Source organism: Bacillota bacterium (genome assembly GCA_009711825.1).
GTDB lineage: Bacteria > Bacillota > Proteinivoracia > UBA4975 > VEMY01 > VEMY01.
Genome location: VEMY01000002.1, coordinates 24,566 through 44,543 on the forward strand (window position 1 = coordinate 24,566; position 19,978 = coordinate 44,543).

19 protein-coding genes are annotated in these 19,978 nt (G+C 55.2%); 13 read left to right on the forward strand and 6 right to left on the reverse strand.

All coding sequences use genetic code 11. From position 1 onward, the window contains the following. Positions 1–68: 68 nt before the first annotated feature. From lgt to FH749_01345, 4 genes are all read left to right on the forward strand, one after another. Complete coding sequence (gene lgt / locus FH749_01330; protein ID MTI94120.1) at positions 69–818, forward strand: prolipoprotein diacylglyceryl transferase; 750 nt, start codon at positions 69–71, stop codon at positions 816–818. Positions 819–954: 136 nt separating this feature from the next. Continuing rightward, entirely contained in the window at positions 955–2,343 is a 1,389-nt protein-coding gene (locus FH749_01335; GenBank protein MTI94121.1) for a UDP-N-acetylmuramate--L-alanine ligase, read from the forward strand. A 39-nt stretch (positions 2,344–2,382) separates the two neighbouring features. Beyond that, positions 2,383–3,765: a UDP-N-acetylmuramate--L-alanine ligase gene (locus FH749_01340; GenBank protein ID MTI94122.1), complete on the forward strand. Its 1,383-nt coding sequence runs from the start codon at positions 2,383–2,385 to the stop codon at positions 3,763–3,765. Then, complete coding sequence (locus FH749_01345) at positions 3,762–5,051, forward strand: DUF512 domain-containing protein (protein ID MTI94123.1); 1,290 nt, start codon at positions 3,762–3,764, stop codon at positions 5,049–5,051. The genes FH749_01340 and FH749_01345 overlap by 4 nt, the downstream gene beginning before the upstream one ends. Position 5,052: 1 nt before the next feature. Here the strand turns inward: FH749_01345 and FH749_01350 are convergent, their stop codons facing one another. Next, complete coding sequence (locus FH749_01350) at positions 5,053–5,952, reverse strand: patatin-like phospholipase family protein (GenBank protein MTI94124.1); 900 nt, start codon at positions 5,950–5,952, stop codon at positions 5,053–5,055. 138 nt (positions 5,953–6,090) lie between these two features. Between FH749_01350 and FH749_01355 the strand changes: the two genes are divergently transcribed. Next, entirely contained in the window at positions 6,091–6,408 is a 318-nt protein-coding gene (locus FH749_01355; GenBank protein ID MTI94125.1) for a hypothetical protein, read from the forward strand. A 248-nt stretch (positions 6,409–6,656) separates the two neighbouring features. Here FH749_01355 and FH749_01360 read toward each other — a convergent pair whose 3' ends face one another. After that, entirely contained in the window at positions 6,657–7,946 is a 1,290-nt protein-coding gene (locus FH749_01360) for a nicotinate phosphoribosyltransferase (protein MTI94126.1), read from the reverse strand. Position 7,947: 1 nt separating this feature from the next. Next, entirely contained in the window at positions 7,948–8,472 is a 525-nt protein-coding gene (locus FH749_01365) for a cysteine hydrolase (protein MTI94127.1), read from the reverse strand. 72 nt (positions 8,473–8,544) lie between these two features. Between FH749_01365 and FH749_01370 the strand changes: the two genes are divergently transcribed. After that, positions 8,545–9,585, forward strand: a complete 1,041-nt coding sequence (locus tag FH749_01370; GenBank protein ID MTI94128.1) for a glycosyltransferase family 4 protein — start codon at positions 8,545–8,547, stop codon at positions 9,583–9,585. Continuing rightward, positions 9,578–11,656: a hypothetical protein gene (locus tag FH749_01375; GenBank protein MTI94129.1), complete on the forward strand. Its 2,079-nt coding sequence runs from the start codon at positions 9,578–9,580 to the stop codon at positions 11,654–11,656. The genes FH749_01370 and FH749_01375 overlap by 8 nt, the downstream gene beginning before the upstream one ends. On the opposite strand, the gene FH749_01380 is transcribed toward FH749_01375, so the two are convergent. After that, complete coding sequence (locus FH749_01380; protein ID MTI94130.1) at positions 11,626–13,518, reverse strand: ABC-F family ATP-binding cassette domain-containing protein; 1,893 nt, start codon at positions 13,516–13,518, stop codon at positions 11,626–11,628. The two genes, FH749_01375 and FH749_01380, sit on opposite strands and share 31 nt — an antisense overlap. Before the next feature lie 81 nt (positions 13,519–13,599). Between FH749_01380 and sfsA the strand changes: the two genes are divergently transcribed. From sfsA to FH749_01400, 4 genes are all read left to right on the forward strand, one after another. Further along, positions 13,600–14,310 (forward strand): DNA/RNA nuclease SfsA, encoded by a 711-nt coding sequence (gene sfsA / locus FH749_01385; protein MTI94131.1) that lies wholly within the window; start codon positions 13,600–13,602, stop codon positions 14,308–14,310. 1 nt (position 14,311) lies between these two features. Then, positions 14,312–15,199 (forward strand): mechanosensitive ion channel family protein, encoded by an 888-nt coding sequence (locus FH749_01390; GenBank protein ID MTI94132.1) that lies wholly within the window; start codon positions 14,312–14,314, stop codon positions 15,197–15,199. 371 nt (positions 15,200–15,570) lie between these two features. After that, positions 15,571–15,963, forward strand: coding sequence for a hypothetical protein (locus tag FH749_01395; GenBank protein MTI94133.1), 393 nt, complete (start codon positions 15,571–15,573; stop codon positions 15,961–15,963). Between the two features lie 135 nt (positions 15,964–16,098). After that, positions 16,099–16,449: a hypothetical protein gene (locus tag FH749_01400; GenBank protein ID MTI94134.1), complete on the forward strand. Its 351-nt coding sequence runs from the start codon at positions 16,099–16,101 to the stop codon at positions 16,447–16,449. Positions 16,450–16,486: 37 nt separating this feature from the next. Here FH749_01400 and FH749_01405 read toward each other — a convergent pair whose 3' ends face one another. Then, positions 16,487–17,599 (reverse strand): hypothetical protein, encoded by a 1,113-nt coding sequence (locus FH749_01405; protein MTI94135.1) that lies wholly within the window; start codon positions 17,597–17,599, stop codon positions 16,487–16,489. Between the two features lie 140 nt (positions 17,600–17,739). Between FH749_01405 and FH749_01410 the strand changes: the two genes are divergently transcribed. Continuing rightward, positions 17,740–18,453 (forward strand): hypothetical protein, encoded by a 714-nt coding sequence (locus FH749_01410; GenBank protein ID MTI94136.1) that lies wholly within the window; start codon positions 17,740–17,742, stop codon positions 18,451–18,453. Between the two features lie 155 nt (positions 18,454–18,608). Then, positions 18,609–18,863 (forward strand): hypothetical protein, encoded by a 255-nt coding sequence (locus tag FH749_01415; GenBank protein ID MTI94137.1) that lies wholly within the window; start codon positions 18,609–18,611, stop codon positions 18,861–18,863. 55 nt (positions 18,864–18,918) lie between these two features. Here FH749_01415 and FH749_01420 read toward each other — a convergent pair whose 3' ends face one another. After that, positions 18,919–19,914 (reverse strand): xanthine dehydrogenase, encoded by a 996-nt coding sequence (locus tag FH749_01420; GenBank protein ID MTI94138.1) that lies wholly within the window; start codon positions 19,912–19,914, stop codon positions 18,919–18,921. Between the last annotated feature and the right edge of the window lie 64 nt (positions 19,915–19,978).

Below are 19,978 nucleotides of genomic sequence, written 5' to 3' on the forward strand. Positions count from 1 at the left end.
TTTGGTTGTTATTGTTATTTGCAGGAAAAATGCAGCATTTAACGAATTAAACAACGGGAGGGAAATTTATGCATCCAATACTATTTGAAATCGGAAATCTCACAGTCTATTCCTACGGTCTATTACTCGCGTTGGGCTTTATCCTTATCGTTTTCCTGGGGCGCCGGTGGTCGCCATCAATCGGCGTCAATCCAGAGAGTTTCTTTGACTTGACCGTTATCGCAATTCTTGGTGGCCTGCTGGGCGCATACATTAACTACATAGTCGCCTATGAATGGACTTATTATTCCGCTAATCCCATGGCGGTCTTCCGTTTCTGGGACGGTGGGCTTGTGTTTTTGGGCGGCCTGATCGGCGGTGTGTTGGCCGCGGTGGCGTTTATCATCCGCAAGCGTCTACCCCTCTGGGAAATAGCCGATTTGGCGGCGATTCTGATTCCCGTGGGTTACGGCATGGGGCGCATCGGCTGTTTTTTGGCGGGATGCTGCGTCGGTCACACCACAGAGACAGTGTTTGGTGTTACATTTCCGGGCCTTCTGCTTCCCCGGCACCCAACTCAGCTCTATTCGGTGGCCCTCGCCCTGATTTTGTTCCTGTTTGCCCTCTGGTTTCGCAAACGCCGTCAGTTCAGCGGCCAGGCGTTTCTCTTTTACCTTGCCGGTTATGGTGTCGGACGCTTCCTGATTGAACTTTTGCGGGATAACCCCGAAATACTGCCTAACATTACCATCGCCCAGTTCACCGGCATTTTAATGATCGTTGCCGCCCTGATTCTCTACCCAATATTAAAGAAACACTTTCCGTTACCAAATCGCTAAAGAGCCGCACGGCTCTTTTTTTTATGGGTGAGTTAATAAGTGGCAATGGAGAAGGAATACTATTATTTAGATACACCTCACATGGGCAAATATCATACTCTGATGTATAAAACTGAAAAAGCAAGGATGTGAGGGCATGTTTAACGGAGCCAAAAGCATACATCTTATTGGTATCGGGGGCTATGGCATGAGTGCCCTGGCCAAGTTGCTGTTGGAAATGGGTTACCAGGTCAGCGGCTCTGATTTAACTCCTTCTGATATCACCCGCCACCTCACCGAGATGGGGGCGGAAATTTTCTTTGGCCATTCTGAGGAACATGTTGAAGGAAGAGATTTATTTGTTTATTCAACGGCAATACCGGCTGAGAATACTGAATTACAAGCTGCCAGACGCCAAGGGACGGTGCTGCATCGTTCCGAATTGCTGGCCGAGTTTTTAAACAGCCACAAAGGTATTGCCGTATCTGGCGCCCATGGGAAGACAACTACAACGACGATGCTTGCCCAGATCATGGAGACTGCCCGCTTAGACCCCACTGCCTTGATTGGCGGTGAAATCAAGAGTTTTTCCGGTACCGCCAAGCTGGGGAAAAGTGAATATTTGATTGCAGAAGCGGACGAGAGCGATGAATCTTTCGCTCGCTATCAACCCTGGATTGCTGTAATCACCAATATCGAACCCGACCACCTAGAGCATTATGACGGCGATTTCAGCCGCCTGCTCAAAGGCTATGGCCGTTTTTTGCACAATGTCTATCCCGAGGGGTTCGCGATTGTGCCCGAGGGCGATGAGTGGTTTAAGCAGATTCGCCATCATGGCCGCTGCCAGATTTTGACCTTTGGTTATGAGGGGGGTGATTATGCGGCACGGAATCAGAAGCTGCTGCCCCGTGGCAGCGAGTTCAGCCTCTATCGCAGAGATGAACATTTGGCCGATATTCGCTTGGCCGTGCCCGGCAGGCATAATGTGTTAAATGCAACGGCCGCGGCGGCTGTGGCCCTTGAGCTGGGGGTCAGTGTCGAAGCTGTCGTCACTGCTCTCGGCAAGTTTCAGGCGGCTAAACGCCGGTTTCAGGTCCTGGCCGATGGGGACATCCTGATTGTAGACGACTATGCCCATCATCCCACCGAGGTCAAGGCGACTTTGGAGGCGGCCCGCCGTGCCGGCTCCGGCCGCGTAATCGCAATATTTCAGCCCCATCGCTACACCCGCACCCAGTATTTTATGGATGAGTTTGCTACCGCGTTCAATGACGCCGACATTGTCATTCTCGACGAAATTTACGCCGCCTCGGAAAAGCCACTGCCCGGCATTAGCTCAGCCCGCCTGGCGGAGGCAATGGCCGCCCAACATGAGGGCGTAGTCCTGCAGATAAGTGGGTTTGAGAAGATTGTAGCCCATGTCCAGGAACAGTGTCAGCCCGGAGATTTGATTATTACCATGGGCGCCGGAGACATTTGGAAGGTAAGCCACGAACTTGCAAAGAACTGGCACTGTGGTTTGCAGGGAAATAAGACGCATTAGTAGAATTTAACGGGGAGGAAACATAGGAGGGTATAACAGATGCACAAACAACATGTACATTTTGTGGGTATTGGCGGCATGGGAATGAGCGCCATCGCCCGCATAATGCTGGAAAGAGGTTACACTGTAAGCGGAAGTGATTTACGCAGCACTGAGTTGACCGAAAATCTGCAACGGATGGGAGCCAATATTTATCGAGGCCACAGCCGCAATTACCTCAGGGGCGCAGACTTGGTTGTATATTCCAGTGCGGTGCCCAATGATAATCCCGAGCTTTCCGCCGCCCGGGAAGCAAATATGAATTTGTTGCACCGGGCGGATATGCTGGCTCGGATTATCAATGAAGAGCGGGGAATCGCGATTGCCGGCGCCCATGGCAAAACAACCACCACATCAATGATGGGATTGATTCTGTCTGCCTGTGGCCATGATCCCACGGTGATGGTAGGCGCTTTCAGCGATGATTTGGCGGGCAACGCCCGGCTGGGCCGGGGCCCGTTCGTGGTGGCGGAAGCCTGCGAGAGCGATCATTCTTTTCTTAAGTACAACCCCTATGCGGCAATAATCACAAATGTTGACCCCGATCATCTGGAGAACTATGACGGCGATTTTGACAAGCTTATCGATGCCTATCGCCAGTTTTTGGACAAGATTAAGCCCGACGGGTTCTCGGTGCTTTGTACCGACGATCCGATTTTGGCCGAGATGCACAAAGAAGTAACTGGCCATCGGGTTTATTCCTACGGCTTTAACCAGGACGCCGATTACCGGGCATACAATCTTGAGTTCTCACCGGGAGGCAGCACCTATGATCTCTGCCATCAGGGCGAGAAGCTAGCGGAAGTCCGGTTGAGCGTGCCCGGAGAGCACAACGTTCTCAATTCGCTGGCCGTGCTGGCCGTTGGACATCGGCTGGGGCTGGACGTTACTGCCCTGGCCCGGGCGATTGTCAACTTCCATGGGGCGCGTCGTCGCTTCCAGGTAATTGGCACCCACAATGATATCACCGTGGTCGATGACTATGCCCATCACCCCACCGAAATCATTGCGACCCTCAAGGCGGCCAAATTGCAGCAGAAAAAACGGGTAGTGGCGTTTTTCCAACCCAAGCGCTATACCCGGACCCAGTTTTTGTTTAAAGAGTTCAGTACCGCATTTGGCGACACTGATATCTTGGTTATGTCGGAGATTTTCCCCTTCGGCGAGGCGCCGATTCCGGGGATAACTTCCGAGGCTCTGGCCACAGCGATTGAAAAAAACACCGGTCGCCCAATCACCCTCCTGCCCTATAAGCACGCCCTGATCGTGGATAAGTTCATGGAAATCCTGCGCCCCGGCGATCTTGCGATGATTATGGGCGCCGGCGACGATATCGCCGATTTGGCGAAAAAGGTCTTTGCCGCCGTCCAGAAGCAAAAATGAGTGAACAGCTGCTTCACCAGTCGGTAAGTAAATTTAATATCCTGCCCCTGACCTCCCGCTGCGGCGTTGGCTGCGTATTTTGCAGCCACCGCTATAATCCGCCTGGGGTCAGGGCGGTTTTTTTCGGCGAGCTCCCGGTGGACAAGGTTCAGGAGCTAATGGTATTCCTCGATGGCAACAAAAAGATTTACATCGGTGAATCAGCCACCTTACTTTGTGAGGGTGAACCCCTGCTCCACCCCCATTTTGACGAAATCCTGGTTGAATTGCGCCGTCAGCTGCCCCGAACGCCGATTCAACTTACAACCAATGCGGTTAAACTTGCTGCATATCTTGATGCGTTGGCCGCTGCCCGGCCACTGGAGCTGGTGGTTTCACTGAACAGCGCCAATCCCCGTATGCGCCGGGAGCTGATGGGGGCCCATGGGGCGGAAGCGGCGCTGGGGGCTGTGGCTAGGCTGCAGAAGTTGGAACTTCCCTGGCATGCCAGCCTTGTGCTCATGCCACATATCACCGGTTGGCAGGATGTGGAAAACAGCATTGCCTTTGCCTGTGAGCACGGAGCCACCAGCGTGCGGCTGCTCTTGCCCGGGTTTTCCAAATTGGCTTCGGTGGACTGGGCTGCGATCGAGGCGATTCCGAGGGCGGTCCGGGAGCGGCTTTCCGACTGGCGTCAGAAGTTTCCTCTGCCCCTGACTATGGAACCCCCTTTGCTGAATGATCTCATCCCCCGGGTAGCCGGGGTTTTGCCCAACAGCCCTGCCGCCGGCGCTCTCAGGCCCGACGATGTTGTTGAGACGATAAACGGCCAGGCGCCATGGAGCCGGGTTGACGCTTTTAACAAATTGTTTGGCTTGGAGAAACCGCTGCTCCGCGTGCGCCGACAGCAGCGGACCATCGAGCTTACCCTAAATAAACAGGCCCGCAGTCCATCGGGAGTTGTGATGGACCGGGACCTAGACCCTGGAGATATGGAACGGGCCCGGGCGCTGGCAGCGGGTGCGGGGAGGGTGCTGCTGCTCACATCAACCTGGGCCGCCCCGTTATGGGAACAGGTTGTGCCTGCCGCCTGGCAGGTTAAACCTGTGCCGAGCTGGTTCTTTGGCGGTACTATTGCCGCCGCTGGGTTGCTCACTGCCTCCGATTACCTCGCGGTCCTGGAGGAATGTGATTTAGCAGGGGTGGAGAGAATTCTCTTGCCGCCTGTCTCCTTCGATCAGTCTGGCCGCGATCTCCGCGGCGAGCTGGTGCCCGACTTAGGTCAGCGCATATCGTTTTCGTTGTAACCTAACTCAGAAGCACGCGGATATCCGGCAATGCTTCACTGGCGGCTTTCTCGCCCCGCTCCATGCACTCCTGGAGCTTGTGAAAGTCTGTCAGGCCCACATCGTATATCTTGGGATTAATCACATAATCGGCGGCCCGGACACCCCGCATCAGGGTTATCTGTCGGGCCATGATATCTACAGCCTGGGCGGCGATGGTAAATGCGTTGTCCAGGCTTTTTTGCTGTTGGCCGGGATATCCCAGGTTTACCGCCAACACGCGGTTGGCGCCCATTGCCCTGAGAACTTCGCTGGGCAAATTGTCCACCACGCCGCCGTCCACCAGCGTGCGGCCATGCTTCTTCACCGGGCTGAATACGCCGGGTATTGCCGTGCTGGCCCGGAGCGCGTCCACCAGGTTGTTGCCTTCCACCATGGTCAGGGACTGGCTGAGGGCAGCTCGCTCCAGTCTTTGCCCGGCGCTGTGGAAGCAAATCGGTTCTCCAGATTGAATATCCGTCGCCATTACCGCCAGGGGGATATGGGTGTCGTAGAATCGCTTGTGCATCGTCACCGAATCGATCCACTCTGCCAACTTTGCCCCCCGGAGCAGACCGTCGGGGAGTTGTCGATAAAGTTGTGGCGGCGCCCGTAGAATGTAGAGAATAAGATTGAACAAAAGGTTCCAAAAGCTTCGCCAGGATATGTTTAAATCATAGAGCCTGGCTGCTGAGAGCTCCTGCATGATTTCCTGCATGTGTCGGGCGGAGAATCCCAGGGCATAGAGGGCCGCGACCAGGCTGCCGCTGCTGGTGCCGGCGATGTAATCCGGCGCCAGGTCATTTTCTTCCAAAACCGCCAGCACCCCGATATGGGCTGCGCCCCGCAGGGCGCCGCCGCTGAGTGCGAGACCCCAGTTCATAAATGCCACCCCCCTGCTACAGACTATGAAAAATTTAACTCTATGTGCCGGGAACCTTTGGTAAGGCGTGTTGACTAATATATAGAAGAAATTTGCCCGGAGCGGGTGGGAGCAGGAGAACCGTCCCCGTGCTCCGCAATGGATCTGGCTGCCTTCAGCCGTCAAAATCAAAATGAAGCCCGAAAACACTCACTGCGGGCCCTGAAATTTCTCGGCCTTCTGGCCGCTCTGCTCTACCCGTTCTACGATAAAACCGTTGAGTTATTGATGGCGGAGCTGCTTGCCACCGGTTGGGAATATAGGGCGCTTGCCCCCCTGCTTTTAGCACTGGGCTGTGTGTTGGCAGCAGGGTTTGTGCTGGGGACCTTGGGCATAATAATCGAGGATTTGCTGCTACGGTTTAGCAGCTCAAAGAAACGCCAGCTCCGGGAAATTGCGAATCTGCTGGACGAATAAATTTTCCAGGCGCAGCAAACGAACCGCCCGCAATTTTGCGCATACTATAGAAGCAGACACTAGCAAGAAAGCTTCTTCCCCGCCGACAGTGCTGGGCACTATGCCCAATGCTGTTCATATAGATATGCCCCGGGAATTTATTTCCCGGGGCATATCATTAGTTAGCCACACATGGTGGCTTTTTTGCTTTGATTTGTGACTCCCGGCCCTGGTTCGTGGGCGGGAGCAGGAGAACCGTCCCCGTGCTCCTATTGGTTGCCGTTGAGGGCGACGGGGTGGAGACGGCTGTAGTCCCCTTTTTTGCGGCCAATTTTGGCGCAGGGACGGCCATCCACTTCAACGATGTCGGCGGTGACATCGACTTTGCTTTTCAAGAGCTTAGAGCCAACGCCGTAGAGATCCACCGGCACACCCAGGCGTTCAAAGAGGCCGATTTTCTTTTCGTCAAAGCCGCCGGAGACCATGATCTTGACCTTATCCAGGCCCACCTGGTCAAAACGCTCCCGAACCCGCCAGACAAGTTCCGGACAGACGCCCAGGGAGTCTTCGTTATGGGGAATCACGGACTTGTCCCGAAGGCTACCCGAGGTGTCCAGTCGCACGCCCCAGATTTTATTCTTGCCTTGGCCAATTACCGGCGAGGGGTCGGTGAGGCCGGGGATGAAATCTTTACCGGTGAACTTCTTATAGAAGTCCCCAATTACACGTAAACTGGTGCCGACACAATCGTTGTCCCAGTCCACCAGGATTACCCGGTTCACTTCCGGTGGAATGTGCTCGTCAAAGGCCATGGCGGCTTTCGATGAAGAACCTTGGTAAGAGGCTATTAAAGCGTGGGGGATTGTGCCCAGTGCTTCGGCGCCCCAGTAGTCGGCGTTGGCATCGGTGGAGACGCCGAAGGCGCCGGCTTTGAAGGCGGCATAGCCGTCGGTGGTTTGCACCCAGTGATGGTCAAAGCGGGCGGAGAAGAAGATGATTGGCTTGTCCTGGGCTGCATCGACCACTCGCTTGACGCTGGTGGCAGTGCTGGTGGCCCGGGCGATAACGCCCAGCAGCAAAGTCTCTAAATAGCCGAAATAAACCGGATCGCCTTTGATGACCAACACCGGCTCGCCAAACCGGACTTTATCGCCGTCATACAAGGCGCTTACTTCCAACTCATCCCATTTGTCCACCCACAGGTCCATGAGCGCTTCCCGCAACTGAATACGCTCTTTGGTTCCTGTTTCCAGACCCTTGCGGTCCAGTTGGTATTCGGCAATGGCGATTTGGTCCTCCACCTTTAGCAACTGTTGGAACAGCTTATCAGCCTGATCCACATCGGTGTAGTATCCGGTGCCACAGCGCAGGATGGCGCAGGCTTCATCTAAACCGGCTATCACCGAATCGGCCCGGGGGAAAAACTGGTAGATTACCGACTGATGTTTTTTATCCCGTCGCAAGATATCGACAAAGCGGGTGAAATACTTGTCCGAATAGTAGCCGGCCCGAATCCGTTCAATGGGAACTTTGAATACATGGGGAGCAAGACGTTTCATTTTACTTCACCTCCGCGCCAAGAATGGTTTGCATATGTGTGAGAGCGAATTTGTGGGCTTCCTGGTCAAAGGAGTCCACAGAGTTTGTATGCACAATTGTCGGGATGTCGCGGTTGCGAAGCTCCTCCACGGTGTGCAAAACACAGATATTAGTGCAGACACCGACCACTTCCACAAGTTCCGGATTCAGCTCAGCAAGCAGCCACTGGAGGCCGGTGTCATGAAACGCGCTGTAGCGGGTCTTACGAATTGAGCTGTGGTTTTGGTACCCGGCAAGGGCGTCGTCAATTTCCGCTGTAAGTTCTGCGCCCCGGGTATTCGCCACGCAATGGACAGGAAAGCGTTCGAATTCCAAGTCATCGGGGGCGTGCCAGTCCTGGGTGGTGATGACGGGCCAGTTTGCTGCCCGAAACTCCCGGATGCGCTCCCGAATTGGCGCAAGCAGCTTTTGAGCGCCGGGGAAGGAGAGGGCGCCGTCAGGATTAACAAAATCCCTTTGCATGTCGATAACAATAAGTACGTGCATCGCTCCAACCTCCTGGTCGTTATGAATCTATTTTAACCTTAATTGCCTGGCCTGGCAATTGCGCGGAATATCATGTGCCGGCAGGGCCAGAATATCGGGATGGAGGCGATTAATTTGCGGGTTCTGCAGGTGTCCGGCCCCGCTGCCGGCGGCATCAAAAAACATATTCGCCAACTGGCCGCGGGGCTCTATGCCCGGGGCGTGGAGGTGCGGATTGCGCCACCGGGGCCGGTAAGCCCGCTAACTATGGCGGCCCTGATCCGGGACATCCGGGAAGGAGGGGTAGACCTGGTCCATTGCCACGGTTTTCAGGGCGGCGTTAACGGGCGACTGGCAGCGCTGGTGGCCGGGGTGCCGGCTGTGGTGACAATTCACAATTCCCTGCAGGTGAAGGGCTTGTACACTCGGGGCGCCCTTTGGGCCGAGGGCTGTTTGCGTCGGCGCACTGCCCGCTGGGTGGCCGTATCTTCTTGGCTGCGGGACTGGTCACTGGCAACCCTGGGCCTACCGGAGTCAGGGATAGAGGTAATTTATAATGGCATTGAATTGACGCCGCTGCCAGACTTCTGTCCGCGCCCGGTGGTGGGAACGGTGGCCCGCCTGATTCACGGCAAGGGTATCGATGTGCTGCTCCGGGCCCTGGCTCTTTTGCGGCGGGACTTACCAAATGTCCGCGGACTGATTGTCGGCGACGGACCAGAGCGGCCGAAACTGGAGCTTTTGTCCCGGGAGCTGGGCCTGGAGTCAGTGGTTAAGTTTACCGGCCATGTCGATGATGTCGGCGGATACTTGCGCAGGATGGGTGTTTTTGTGCTGCCCACCCGCAGCGAAGGGCTGGGCATCTCGATAATGGAGGCAATGACTCAGGCGGTACCGGTGGTGGCAACCGCTGTGGGTGGCGTGCCGGAATTGGTCGTAGACGGCAAGACCGGCCTGCTGGTGCCGGCAGATGCGCCGGGACGTCTGGCGCTGGCGATAAAACAAATTCTCACGTCCCGGGCACTGGCCCAACGCCTGACTGTAGGCGCGTGGGAACATTTGCAGGCCCGGTTTGCGCTTGATGCCATGATAAGCGGCAATTATCAGCTCTACCGGAGGGTGATTGATGCGTAGGCTATTATTCATTGTTTTGTTTCTGTCTCTGATGCTGGAACCGGCTGCTGCCGCCCGGGTTCGTTTGTTGGTGATGGACGGCGTGCACCTGGAGCACTTGGTCGATGAGGATTTGCCCCATTTCCAACACTTGCTTGACCAGGGCTCCCTCGCCCTGGTCAACACCAATACCGGTGGCGGTCGCAATAGCGAGCATGCAGCCGTCACCCTGGGCGCCGGCAGTCGGGCCTTGGGCCCGGGGGCTGCATTTGCCTATCGGGAGGATGAATTGGTGGAAGGTAGCCTCGCCCGGCAGGTGCTGGCCAGGCGTACCGGCATACTGCCGGAGCCAGGCAATTTGGTTTTAGTGGAAATGGCGGCAATTCATGCCGCCAATGAAGATTTACCCTATGTGGTCCGGCCCGGTTACTTAGCCACCCGTTTGCGGGAGGCCGGTTTTTCCGTGGCGGTGCTTGCCAACAGCGACGGCGAAGAATTGTTTCGCCCGTCGGCGGCAATCGCCGCCGACGAAAACGGGATTATCCAGGCCGGGCTCTGCGGCTCGGAGCTTCTGACCAGGGACCCGGATTTTCCCTTTGGCCTGCGGGCCGATTTGGACGCATTCACCCAGGGGCTTGAGCAGTGGCTGGAAGCGGACCTGTTGGTAATTGACACCGGTGACACCAGCCGCGTTCAGCAGTATGCTGGGCATCTAAGTAGCGAGCAAAAAGATGCTCTCAGACATCAGGCCCTGCGCCAGCTGGATCAGGTATTGGGGGAGATTCTCGCCGATTTCCAGCCGGGGGACTTATTGCTCATCACCAGTCTGCAGGCGGACCGAGAGTTGGGGGCAGAGGAAGGACGCTGGCTGACACCGCTGGTCGCCTATGGTGGCGCGTTTTCGCCCGGACTGCTGGGCTCGGCTACCACCCGGCGCCCCGGTGTGGTGGCCAATCTGGACATTACTGCCGCCATTCTCAATCATTTTGGGCTCTGGGAGCCGGGAGAAATTTACGGCCAGCCGCCTGCGGTATACGGCAATCAGGGGGTTGACCATTTGCTGCGACGGGAATGGGAAATGGGCCGGGTCTACCGCTTGCGGACCCCGGTGATTCAAGGGTTCATAGCGGCGGTAATTATCTTGGTCGCCCTGGCGCTGGCCGCGCTTTTCTGGCGCTGGCGGCGCTTGGGCTGGTTGCGGTTTGCAATGTTGATGGTTCTGTCCACCCCGCTGCTGTTCTTGGCCCTGGGGGCGGTGCCGGGCCATCCCCTGACGGTGATCTTTTGGCTGGCGGGGGCGCTGGCAATTGCCGGCGCCCTGTGGCGTCTGCCACCCCGCCAGGCAATGACTATCCTGGCCACAGTTACAGCGCTGGCAGTGGCCACCGATGCGCTTGTGGGCGCGCCCTTGCAGCAGCGTTCAATCCTGGGCTACGACGCCATTTCCGGGGCCCGTTATTATGGGATTGGCAATGAGTATATGGGCGTTTTGGTGGGCAGCGTGCTACTGGCCGCCAGTGGCCTTCGCCGCCGCTGGCGAATTCCTGTGTACGGAGTGGTAGTGGCTGTGCTGATGCTACCGGGGGTGGGCGCCAATTTTGGTGGCACTCTGGCCTCGGTGATTGGTTTTTCCTTCGCCCTGGTGGAGTCTCGGGACCTCCACAACAAAAAACACCGCCGTTGGGCGGTGTTGGCGCTGATTGGATTTGGGCTGGGATTTATTATCTTGAATCTGGTGGGCGAACGCTCCCATGTGGGCCGGTTTTTGGCCACCCTCGCCAGCGACCCGGGCGAGCTTTTGCCCACGATTGAGCGCAAGCTCTCCATGGCCTGGCGTTTGGTGCGCTGGTCCCTGTGGAGCCGGGCCTTCGGCGCCCTACTCCTGGCGGCAATTGGGATTTTGGTGGCCGGAAGGCGCTTTTGGGCGCGGCAGTTGGGCGCGCACTGGCCCCTGGTTCGGGGTGCAATCGCTGCTGCCGCCGCCGCTCTACTCCTCAATGATTCGGGGATTGTGGCGGCAGCCACAACCTTGTTGTTTCTGAGCTTCCCCCTATTTTACTATCAGTTTTCCGAGAGTTCCTCGCTCACCTGAGTCCATTGCTCGTATAAATCCTCCAACTGTTGGCTGAGGGCATGGAGCTGGGCGGTGAGGTCGGCCAGAAGCTGATGATCGGCACTTGCTTCCTCGATCTGTTGGTGCAATTCTTCCTGACGCTCTTCGGCAGTAGCGATTTCCGTTTCTAATTCCTCCAGGCGCTTTTGGCGGCGGAAGCGCTCGTTGGGTGAGAGGCCGCTGCGCTTGCGCTCGGCCTTTGGCGCTGCCGCTGGCGCCGCCTGGGGGCGGGCCGCTTGCTCTTCCTGGGCGCGCTTTTTTTCCAGGTAGTATTGATAATTGCCCAAGTAGCGGCTGACGCCGTCATTGCTCATGGCCAGGGTGATATTGGTTACCCGGTCCAAAAACCAACGGTCGTGGGAAACCACCAGCACCGTGCCGGGATACTGGTCCAGGGCGTCCTCTAACACTTCCTTGCTGTCGATATCCAGGTGGTTGGTCGGTTCGTCCAGGACGAGGAAGTTCGCCTCTTCCAGGAACAGTTTGGCCAGGGCCAGGCGGCCGGCTTCGCCGCCGCTCATCACCCGCACCGGTTTGAAGGCCTCTTCGCCCCGGAACAGAAAGCGGGCCAGCAGGCTTTGGACCTGGCCCCGGGTCCATGTCGGACGGCACGCCCAAATCTCATCAGCGGCGGTGTTTTCCGGGTTGAGGTCAGTCCGTTTCTGGCTGAAGTAAGCGATATCCGCATGGTGGCCGAGGCGCACCTGGCCGGAATCGGCGGCGATGTGGCCGCAGATAACCTCCAGCAGTGTCGTCTTGCCACAGCCGTTGGGGCCGATTAGTCCCGCCCGTTCCCCTCGCTCCAGCTGGAAGCTGATGTTTTTAAACACCGGCTTCTCTGACCAGGCTTTGGCCAGGTTCTCCACCTGGAGGACATGGCGGCCGCTGGTTCGCTTTTGTCGGAAGCTAAAGGCGGCCTTGAAATTTTCGCCGGGGGGCGGCGCCAGCCGCTCCAGTTTCGCCAGCTCCTTGCGCCGACTCTGGGCCAATTTGGTCTTCTGGCCGGCGATATTACGGGCGATGAAGTCCTCAGTGCGGTGGATATACTCTTGTTGCTTTTGGTATTCCTTGGCCTGCTGTTTGCGACGACTGGCCCGTTCCCGTTGGAAGAAGTGATAATTGCCGGGATAGCGCTCCAGATGCTGATGATTCAGTTCATAGATTTCGTCAGCCAGCGCTTCCAGGAAGCGCCGGTCGTGGGTAATCATCAAGAGGCCACCGCTATAGTTCCGGAGGTGGTCTTCAAGCCACTGGATCGCGTCGATGTCCAGGTGGTTGGTGGGCTCATCCAGCAGCAGAATATCCGGGTCCGAGAGCAACAGCTTGGCCAAAGAGAGGCGGCTCTGCTGGCCGCCGCTGAGCTGCTCCACCGGTTGGTCGAACTCGGTTTCTAAAAAACCCAGGCCCCGAAGGATGCTGCGGGTGCGGGCTGGGTATTGGTAGCCTCCCGCTTCTTCGAAGCGTTGACTGAGCCCAGAGTATTTCTTCAGACTTTGCTGGTCATTAGGGCGGTCGGTGATTACCTGCTCCAGGGCGCGCAGTTCCTTTTCCATCGCCTCCAGGTGGGCAAAGACCGCCAGGCCCTCGCTGAGAACTGTATGTCCGGGCACTACTTTAAACTCCTGGGTCTGGTAGCCGAGACGCGCCCCTTTTTGCCGGATTACCTGGCCGCCATCGGCTTCCAAGCGCCCGGCGAGGATGTTTAATAAGGTAGTTTTGCCGCTGCCGTTGGCGCCCAGCAGGGCAACCTTCTGGCCCTGCTTGACCTGCAGCGATATGTTATCCAGCACCAGTTCGGCGCCGTAATATTTGCAGATTTGGTCCGCAGCAAGTACAATCATATGTAGTCCCTCCTGTCAGTTCGATGATAGCCGGAAACCGGCTTGTTGTCAAAGTAAGACAGGAAGTTGGAGGGGAGATTTGTGGATAAAGCTTATCATGTGCCTGGCCGCTTTACGCCGGCGCGGTTTTTGGCTCGGCCCAACCGGTTTGTGGCCGAAGTGGAGCTAGAAGGGGAACGGGTCCGCGCCCATGTACCCACCTCCGGACGCTTGGCGGAACTGCTGGTGCCCGACGCCAATGTGTTGGTGCGCACTGACGTGGCGCCCGGACGCAAGACAACCTGTGATTTGATGCTGGTGGAAAAGGATGGGACCTGGGTGTCCTTGGATTCGCGCTTGCCCAATTACCTGGTGGGCCAACTTCTAAGAAACGACGCGCTGCCGCCCTTTACCGGCGTCAGCACTGTGCGGGCAGAATTTAGCCACGCCGCCGGTCGCCTGGATTTCGCCTTTACCGACGGCAACGGTCAGCAAACTTTGTTGGAAGTGAAGTCAGTTACCTTGGTGGAGGCCGGTGTGGCGATGTTCCCCGACGCGCCCACGCTGCGAGGCGCCCGCCACCTTGCGGAACTCACGGCTGCGGTGACCGAAGGTTATCGGACCGCGGTAATGTTTGTAATCCAACGGGAAGATGCCAGCGTATTTAGACCAAATGGGCGCACCGACCCGGACTTTGCCAAAGCGCTGGCCCGGGCAGCGGAGGCCGGTGTGGAAATTTACGCCTGGCGCTGTAGGGCAGAGGCCAATAGCCTGACCTTGCTGGCGCCGGTGCCGGTGGAACTGGAGGGTTAATATGGAACGGATTCAGGACTATATTCGTATGTTTTTCGACAACCTGGATATCGATATCTGGCAGTTTCTAACCCAGACAGGGTTGCTGCTTATCCGGATATTGGCGATTATAGTAATCGCCTGGCTGCTTCTGAAGGCAGTGCGGGCGCTGCTGCCCCGTTTGCTCCTCAACGACAAGGTGGATCCCGCCCAGGGCAAGACTTTGGTCTCGCTGCTTCATTCCCTAATCCGCTATGTTGTCTATTTTATCGCCGGCCTGACAATCCTTGTGCTCTTTGATATTCCTGTGATGCCAATCCTCACCAGCGCCGGGATTGTCGGGCTGGCAGTGGGCTTTGGCGCCCAAAACCTGGTGCGGGACTTCATCAGCGGGTTTTTCATCCTCTTTGAGGGCCAGTTTCATGTCGGGGACTTCGTCCAGATAAACGGCGACTTCACCGGCACAGTGGAGGAAATCGGGCTCCGGGTCACCAAGATCCGGGAGTGGTCCCAGCGTCTCCATTACATAGCCAACGGCGAGATTTCCCGGGTCACCAATTACAATCGGCAGCGTATGCGCCCGATTATTTCGGTGACCGTGCCCTATAAGTATGAGCAAAAACGGGTGGAGGAAGTGCTGGAACAGGTCTGCCGCGCTGTCGCCGCGGCCCATCACGACCAGATCATCGAAGACCCCAGCGTCTTTGGCATCACCGACATCGGCGAAAAAGGCATCACCTTTACATTGATTGCCCTGGTCCTGCCCGATAGCTACTGGTTCATCGAGCGCATGCTCCGTAAAGAAATCCTCGCGCAATTCGCCAGAGAAGGCATCGAGATTGCCTACCCCCACCGGGTCTTCATCAGCAGCGACCCGGACAGGGGGACAGGTCCCTTGTCCGGGACCTAGGGTAAGGCAAGCCGGACAAGGGACCTGCTGTCTTCCCTATTGTCAAATCCTGAGCTTATGATAGACTTTGGCCAAAGGGGGGACATGCTATGGGCAGACTGGATCTTGATTTAATCAAGTATCTGGGCCTGATGCTGGTGGGTACGGCCTTAACTGCTAAACTACCCCATCATACGGTTTCCCTGGGAGAATACTAGACAGTTCAGGTGGGCAACACAACCTTTTTTCCAGTCCATTTATTAACCCTGGCACTATTTGGTTATGCAATCTGGAGTATTTTACATTTTGAACGCTTCAGTAAACATAAAATTGCTGTTTTTCTTTTGCTTGATATTCTGATTTTCCCGCTTATGCAAAGTGGTGTTAATTTTATGCGCACCAGCGCCCTGTGGCTGTGGAATCACGAGCTGAAATCTATTGACATTGAACAGGCAAGAATATACGTGTCCAGCTCATCCGAAGAAGCAAAAGTCAATATTTCTCTGGAACTCGCTGATTATAGTCGAAAGCCAAGCACCTTCAATATCCGCCTGCATTTGCCTGAGTCTTTGCATAATCATTTCCAGGCAGAGCAGTATGAGTTTGATTACAGCTACAACTTTTCTCGCGGCGCCCGCTGGCATATACAGGAAACCATCACTGTGCCCCGCACATGGACCGCTGATCCGGACGACTTCAGGTGGTTCTGTGAGCAGTGGGTTGACATTACGTTGGTTTTTGAGCTGTATAATGAGGAGCACTCGGTCAAGTTCAGAAGCCGATAGATATCATGCACACCCCCGTACAGGGTCCCTTGTCCTAAAGCAGGACGGGTCGGAAAAGAACCTGCACCGTCAGCACAATTCTCTCACTATAGTGGTATAATGTACTAGAAAATCATGCCATTGGGGAGGGGTTGGATGGATAACAGCTTTCGCCAGGAGATTGAAGCGTTTAAGGCCTGGAAACAACGGCGCTGGGTGAAGATTTCTGAGACTGAATATAAACGTGCCAAGGAATTGATACCGCCCGAGGAATTTGCAAGTAAGTTTAAAATCAACGATGATGGTGATGAGTTTTACCGCTTGGAGGAGGATGGAAGCGGCGCTGTGGATGACGCCGAGGTGGCGCTCTGGGTGAGTCTCAAACAGAATCAACGCCTGAAGAATATCGAGCACTCTTTAGCAATAATCAAGAACATCATAATTGCCTTGTTAGTCATTTATATAATCATGAGTTTTATTGGTTGTGTCGCTTTTTTCACAGTTTAATATACAATGGGCAGACGCGGAGTCTGCCCATTTTGCGTTATTCTACTTCTTTAAATTCCACCGGGTCATAAACCCGCAGCGATTTATCGCCGAGTGTTTCGGCGTCCAAGTATTCCTTCATTGTTTCCGGGATGGTAATGGTGTCGGGGTCGCCGTCGCTGATATAGCGGTTCGACTCCAGCTGTTTTAAGGCGTTGTCCAGGAAGTCGCCGCCGTAGTTGCTGGCGCGAATCCGCGGCATTGCCCGTGGCGAGTAATCTCGGTGGTTGGGAGGATGGGCTGGGTGGGAGCCGACCAGCAGGATGATATCGTGCTGATATTCTACCCCTTCATAGACGCCGCGATGGGCCAGATGCTGCCACTCTTCCTTAGGTCGGGAGCCAAAGGGCAGGGCCAGGGAGTTCATTTTATATCCCGGCAGCACAGATTCGATAAATACTTGCCCGCCGCCCATTTCCCGCAGCAATTGTTCTTCGCTGTCTATGTCGCGGCTCAGATGGGGGTGGGTATAGGTATGGTTGCCAATCTCCATGCCCCATTCCACAAGCTGTTCCAGTTTCCAATTCCGGTGCTCAGCGGTGTACCAGGAATCGGTTTGGGAGAAGGGATGGGGAAAGTTCAGATAAAAGGTGGCGGCAGTGCCCATTTCGGGATTGCGCTCTGCAAAGTCTAGGATGATTGCCACCGCCGAGTCAGGATCAAGGACAATTTCACCGGTCTCGTCTTTAATCAGATTGAAGTTATTTCTCGGCCCGTCGTCAAAGGTCAATACCAGGGGGCTTGTCCCGGCGGGAATGTCAATATTATCGTTGATGACATCGGTCATGCTCACCAAACGAAATCCGGCGTCATAAAAGCGCTGGAGATCATTGCGGAAATTGTCGGCGGTGCGCACCCATTCTGCCTCCGGTTCGCCGATATTATGGTACATAAAAACCGGAATTCGCCCCAGTTCGTTGGGTTGATACGTGGCAAAGTCAAAGGGCGGCTCCGGGTCGGGGTCAGGTTCGGAATCGTTATCCGGTGGATTCTGGCCCTGTTGGGAGTCATTTGGGTCGTCGGGCGGAGAAGCAGGCGGCGTTGATGTGCAGGCGGTAACTGTAAGTATAAGCAGTAGGATTAACAGTAGTGGTTTAAATCTCACGGGCATTCTCCTTTCTCTTCTCTACTGCAATTATAAGTCATAAAAAACATACGGACAATTGTTTGTTCTTTCCATTATTTATTTGGAATTATGCAGGAATTTTGGCAGTTAACAGGGAATGAAAGTTAATAGACGAGGTGATGAGAGTGGGATTTGAGTTTTCCTGGAAGTATTTCGGCGTGATATTGGCCGCAAATCTGTTGGCACTTATCCCATTTGTAAATGATGCTGCCGGCATATGGCGGTTGTTCTTGGGTAACGGTGTAATCCTTGCGCTGGTGATTGGCATCGGCCTCGCGCTCTCGCCCTGGCTGGGCATCAGCTTGACATTAGCAGATACCGATTCAAAACCCAGGGTTGTATTTTTACGGGCGCTTTTGCTGGGCGGTATGTTGGCAGTTTTCACTTTGGCTGCCCGCGCCATGATTGCCATTTCTTTTTTTGAGGGACTGGACCTATCCGGTTTTTTAGAGTTTTCACGCCAGTCTTATCCAGGTTTTGGCGGCGGTGTCATGATTTCAATCGCAGACGCTCTCTTACAGGAGACTGTTGGTCGATTATTCGTCCTGCCTTTGATTGTAGCGCTCTTGGTCACTCTTTTCCCCCAACTCCAGCTATCTCCTGCGGCTTACTGGGTCGGGATTGGCATTGCGGCAATCTATAATCGGGGTCAGGATTTGGTGGGCACCATCTTTCAGCCCTTGGGCGCCGGCGAGTTGTTGTCCTTATTCTCTATTTTGGTGAATATAGTTCCGGCGATATTCTTTGGATGGTTGGTCTGGAAGCGTGGCTGGTTGGTGGGGCTTGCCTGCCATTGGTCGATGGTCGCGACGCGTATGCTGGTAATTTTTTTGTTCTGAATGGCAAAAACCTCCGGGAAAAAAATTAAAATTACGCTATGCAAAACCGCCCACTTCAGGTAAGATAAAAAAGTTAAAAACTATATTTTATGCATTGCATGCAGGATAATTTCATTTTTTGGGCGAATAATTACTATACCACGGAGGTGTTCGCAATGGATCTTGAGAGTTTATTCATAGTCGGCCTCTATTCGGCTGTGGCCCTGGCCAGCGGCGCATTTTTGGTCGGTTTTGTGTCCTATACAGCAGTAGCGGTTGTGCGTTGGTTTCATAAGCGCCAAAATATCGAGCGCATTTGGGGCGGTTTGGCCGGCGTGCTGCTGCACCTGGTAATCTTCACTTTGACCTTTAACCGGGCCTATCCCGAAGCCAAGGAATTTTTGGAGCGGGTCATCGGTCGCCTGTTTTAAACAACAAATATCGAATGGCCGGGGGTATTTACCCCCGGCCATTTTGCAATCAGTTTTATACCGGCTGCACAAAAATTTTGAACTTGCCCCCGCAGATCATACCTTCGCCGGCGGCCAATGTGTTGTTAAGGTTATAATCAAGAAGCTGCGGACAGTTGGTTTGGATAACTTCAGCAGCGGCCTCGATTACCAGCTTTTCGCCCAGGCCGCCACCGACCGTGCCAATGATTGTGCCGTCGGGCCGCACCAACATCCGTGAACCTGCGTCCCGGGGCGTGGCGCCGCCTGCTTCTACAATTGTCGCCAGTGCGTAAGTTTCGGCGCCTTTTGCAGCAAGTGCGGCCAGGATTTCATTCATATCCGCCGTCGGCGGTTGTTTGCTGCGCTCGTTTATTACCTCGGCAATGATGCTGACAGCGATTTCTGCCGGGGTCTGGGCGCCAATTGGCAGTCCCACCGGCGCGAAAACCCGGTTCAATTGCTCTTGATCAATGCCGCGCTCCCGGGCCCAGTCAAAGACTTCCCGCACTTTCTTTTTGCTGCCGATCATTCCGATATAGGCGGCATCGGTTTTCAGCGCCAGTTCCATGCACTCCCGGTCGTGGACATGCCCCCGGGTCACAATCACTAGGTAATGACCGGCGCCTATGTTCAGTTTTTCGGCTGCAACTCCATAATCCAGGGCCATAACTGTGTCGGCATAGGGAAACCGCTCCCGGTTGGCAAAATCACTGCGGTCATCAATCACGGTGACAGTAAAGCCGGTTATTTTGGCGATTGCCGCCAGCGGTACAGCTATATGGCCGCCACCAAAGATTACCATGTTTGCCGGCGGGATGATTCGCTCGTTGTATAGCAGGTCGTCGCCGCAGGTGATCAGGCGGTCCGTTTCAACCCCGGTTGGCAGCGGTAAATCTGCACCTGCCAGCAAATGCCCGTCGGGATCCCGGAGGGCTAACTGGTCTTGATGGGGACCATCAACGGCAATTGTCAGCAGAGTCTGCTGGCCGGAGTGATAATTTTCTCTGAGCTTTGTCCATATATTACTCATTTTAAAAACACACCTCCCTGAATGTGTCTATTATACTATATTTGATTATTGATGAATATTGTCT